The organism is uncultured Chitinophaga sp. (assembly GCF_902168175.1).
Lineage (GTDB): Bacteria > Bacteroidota > Bacteroidia > Chitinophagales > Chitinophagaceae > Chitinophaga.
Genome location: NZ_CABHOU010000058.1, coordinates 1 through 3,566, shown reverse-complemented (window position 1 = coordinate 3,566; position 3,566 = coordinate 1). Strand labels below are relative to the sequence as shown.

Below are 3,566 nucleotides of genomic sequence, written 5' to 3'. Positions count from 1 at the left end.
ACGATTCCGGGCTTTCCGGTTGGTATTTTCCCTTGCGGATGTTAGTGTTAGCGCCGATCTCCGCATCCAGCCAGCGGAACACTTTTACGCGGTCTTTCAGTCCCACGTTGATGTCGTCGCTGCTCGTTTTCAAACCATACCCGGTATTGCCGGTATAGTTCATCATTACATTATATTGATGTATATCGTTGCCGCCGCTGGCCGAAAAGGCATGGCGTTGTTTAACCTGGTTGCGCATGAACAGGTCTTCCACCTGGCTTTGCCCGTCATACGTTTTGAGCCTTGCCAGGGTCGAATCCAGTTGTGCCTGGGTAATGTAGCCCTGTTCCTGGTCATACAAGGCCTGCAGCACTTTTGTGTTGCCCGTACGCCTGATGCCATCGCTGAAGCCGGGATGCCAGGTGTTAAAGAGTTCCTGCTGCAAATCCACCATCTGGGAGGAGTTGAGCAGGTTCATATAACCGGCGTCGGGTTTGGGAGTGAAAAATACGCCGCTGCTGAACGTAACCACCGGTTTACGGCTGCTGCCGTGGCGGGTGGTGATGGAGATAACGCCATTAGCCGCACGGGTACCGTAAATGGAAGCTGCTGCCGCATCTTTCATCACAGTGACGTTGACTACGTCGGCCGGGTTTATGTAGTTGAGATCTCCTTCATACGGAAATCCATCTACCACGTATAATGGTTGCTGGTTGCCGTATAAAGTAGACAGGCCGCGCACGGTAGGCGTGCCGTTCTGCATGAAAAGCCCCGGCACCGTGCCTTCCAGGCGGTCCATGATGCTGGTTTCCATCCTGGCACCCAGTGTGGCTTCCGTAATCACGCCAAACGAGCCGGTAGCACGTTCTTTCGGGATCGACTGGTAACCGGTATTAGCGGTTACATTCAGTTCGGCCAGGTTAGCAGCAATGTGGGCCAGTATGATCGTGCCGATGTTGCCATCCTGTAACATAGCATTGGTCACCTTAATTTCTTTAGGTTGATAACCAATAAAGCTGATGCGTAGTACATTACCCGCATCTACTGGCAGGGAAAAGGTACCGTTCATATCGGTAATGGCCGACCGGCCGCCGCCTGTTACTATTACGGTAGCACCGATCAGCGGTACGCCCAGGCTATCGGTTACACGTCCCGCCAGCGGCGTAGCTTTTGCAATAGCGGCATCGTTATCATTATACAGGAAAATCGTATTGTCCGTTACCTTGTAACTGAAAGGCTGATTTTTAACGATGAGGTCCAGGAAACTCAGTAACGGCATGTTTTGTACAGACACCGATACCGCATCCGCTTTTTGGAGCAGTTCCGATTTACCCCATACCACATACCCGGTTTGTTTTTTAATAGCGGCGAATACCTGTTTCATAGGTATGCCTCTTCCCGAAAAGGTGATCGATTGAGAAAAGGTGTTGGCTGACACATGTAAACAGAAAAGGAGTAGTAGTGCACTCGTTAATTTCATAATCCGAAGCATTTTGGCTGGAAGCCGGCATGGCACACCCCTACGGCTCCAGTAAGCTGTTTTTTGCATAGATTTGCAACGTTTGGTTGTTAAAAATGAAGGTCTCGAAACCCGTTTTAATAGCGACCAGCAATATTCCGGGAGTGTTTGCACCACTTCCGGTTTTTCTTTGCCTGGTCAGCCCGATCTTAGTTGATACTTTTTATTGCATATTTCAGTTGACAATTAAGGCATATATTATGGCATCACGATCAGCTTACGGCCCTCTTCCAGCCGGAAGTGCACGTCCGATCGCTCCAGCCCGTTCAGTACATCAGATAATTTCAGTTTGCGGCTCATCTCTCCAAAAAACACGATGTCAGGCACATTGCCTTCGTACACCACTTCCAGGTCGTACCAGCGTTCCAGCTGGCGCATCATATCTTTCAGGCCCACCCCGTCGAAGTTAAACAAGCCGTTTTTCCAGGCGATGGCTTTTTCCACGTTTGCGTTACCCATTACATCGAAGCTGCTGCCCGTAGCCAGCAATTGCTCGCCCGGCTTCAACACCACCGTGCCACTGGTTTTGCCTGCCGGCGATATTTTTACCGCGCCATTTACCAGCGTGGTATAACTATTACGATCGTTAGTATAGGCGTTGATGTTGAAGGCCGTGCCCAGTACTTCCAGGTCTATGCGCCCCGGCACCTTTACCCGGAACGGCTGGCGGGCGTTGGCAGCTACCTCGAAGTACGCCTCACCTGTAAATTCCACCGCTCTGTCGGCCCCGTTAAACGCTACGGGAAACCGCAGCGAACTGCCCGCATTGAGCCATACCTTCGATCCGTCGGGCAGGATAATATTAAACTGCCGTCCTTTGGCCGTGGTAATCGTATTGTAGGCTGCGGCGCCAGTTGCCTGTTCGGGCGTGTATTGCAGATCGCCGTTTTGCAGTACCACCTTTGCGCCGTTCTGCCGCGTAACCACGCCATTACCTGCGCTATCCAGCACCAGTTGTGAACCATCGGCCAGCGTAAGCACCGCGCCCGTTTGCCCCGGCGGCACGTCCTGTGAAGCATTGCGCACCATCTGGCGCACCGGCTGTGGGTTGTTCCGGTTAAAATACCAGGCACCTGCCGCCATCAGTACCACCGCTGCTGCTGCCCACCACCATCTATGGAGGTAGTGAACGCGCGTTGTAATGGGTGGTTTATCCGACTGTAGTATCTGATCGGCCACCTGCCGCCACTGTTGGGCGCTGTAGGAGGGAAGCTGCTGCTGGCTATGGGCTTCCAGCCAGCTTTCCGCATCGTCGATCAGGCCGTCGCGCTCTACCAGGGCAGTAAGCTCGTCCAGTTCCGCGGCCGTAGCCGTGTGGCTGGCCAGGCGTTCCAGTAAATATGTTAATCGGGCGTTTGGTTCCATATAAATCGTTCCCTATCTATACCAGACAATCGAAAAGACGACTGGTACCGAAAAAAGGCAAAGTTTTTTTAGCGTTGGGAAAAGAAGTGTAATAAAAGCAGCAGGTAACCGCCTTTTTGAAGCGCGCCCCGGATGTTCCTGAGCGCCATTACCATCAGGTTTTTGACCGTACTAACGGCCAGGTGCATATGTTCCGCGATCTGGCTGATACTCAGTCCCTGTTCGCGGCTCAGGCGATATACCTCCCGTTGTTTGTCCGGGAGTTGCTGTACGGCGGTGTTTACCATGGCGAGGAGTTGGCGGAACTCTATAGTATCTATCGCGTTGTGGTCTTTTTGAAGGCCGTCTATCACTTTGTCGTGGATAGTTTGCCGGCGAACGTGGTTGATGGCGCTGTTGAAGCATATCTTTTTGATCCAGGCGGCCGGGTGGGTAATATCGGGCAACTGGTCGCGGGAGAGCCATACTTTCAGGAACGTGTCCTGCACGAGGTCGTCTGCTATGGCGACGGAGCCGGTGATGCGGGAGGCCATGGCCTGGAGGCGGGGGGCGTACAGTTCAACGAGGTCGCTGAAGGCGGCTTCGTCGCCGGCGGCGATGCGTTGGAAGAGCATTGGTTGTCCGTCGTTCAATAGAGGTGTTTAAAGGTGTATTATTGGCGGGGGAACGAATGGTTGAAATAGATTTTGATTGGTATTGGGGG

At 52.8% G+C, this 3,566-nt stretch carries 3 protein-coding genes; all 3 read right to left on the bottom strand.

Features of this window, described 5'->3' with window-relative positions:
• Nucleotides 1–1,459 (bottom strand): SusC/RagA family TonB-linked outer membrane protein (locus tag QZT80_RS12155; protein ID WP_295122107.1); only part of this gene is annotated, 1,459 nt, incomplete at its 3' end.
• A 237-nt stretch (nt 1,460–1,696) separates the two neighbouring features.
• Nucleotides 1,697–2,863, bottom strand: coding sequence for a FecR family protein (locus tag QZT80_RS12150; protein ID WP_295122105.1), 1,167 nt, complete (start codon nt 2,861–2,863; stop codon nt 1,697–1,699).
• Nucleotides 2,864–2,931: 68 nt separating this feature from the next.
• A complete protein-coding gene (locus QZT80_RS12145) occupies nt 2,932–3,495 on the bottom strand; it encodes a sigma-70 family RNA polymerase sigma factor (RefSeq protein ID WP_295122103.1) in 564 nt (187 codons plus the stop codon).
• Nucleotides 3,496–3,566: the final 71 nt, after the last annotated feature.

What these genes read in the sequence shown, in the direction of transcription:
- QZT80_RS12150 (WP_295122105.1), bottom strand. Translation starts at nt 2,863, where the DNA reads ATGGAACCAAACGCCCGATTAACATATTTACTGGAACGCCTGGCCAGC.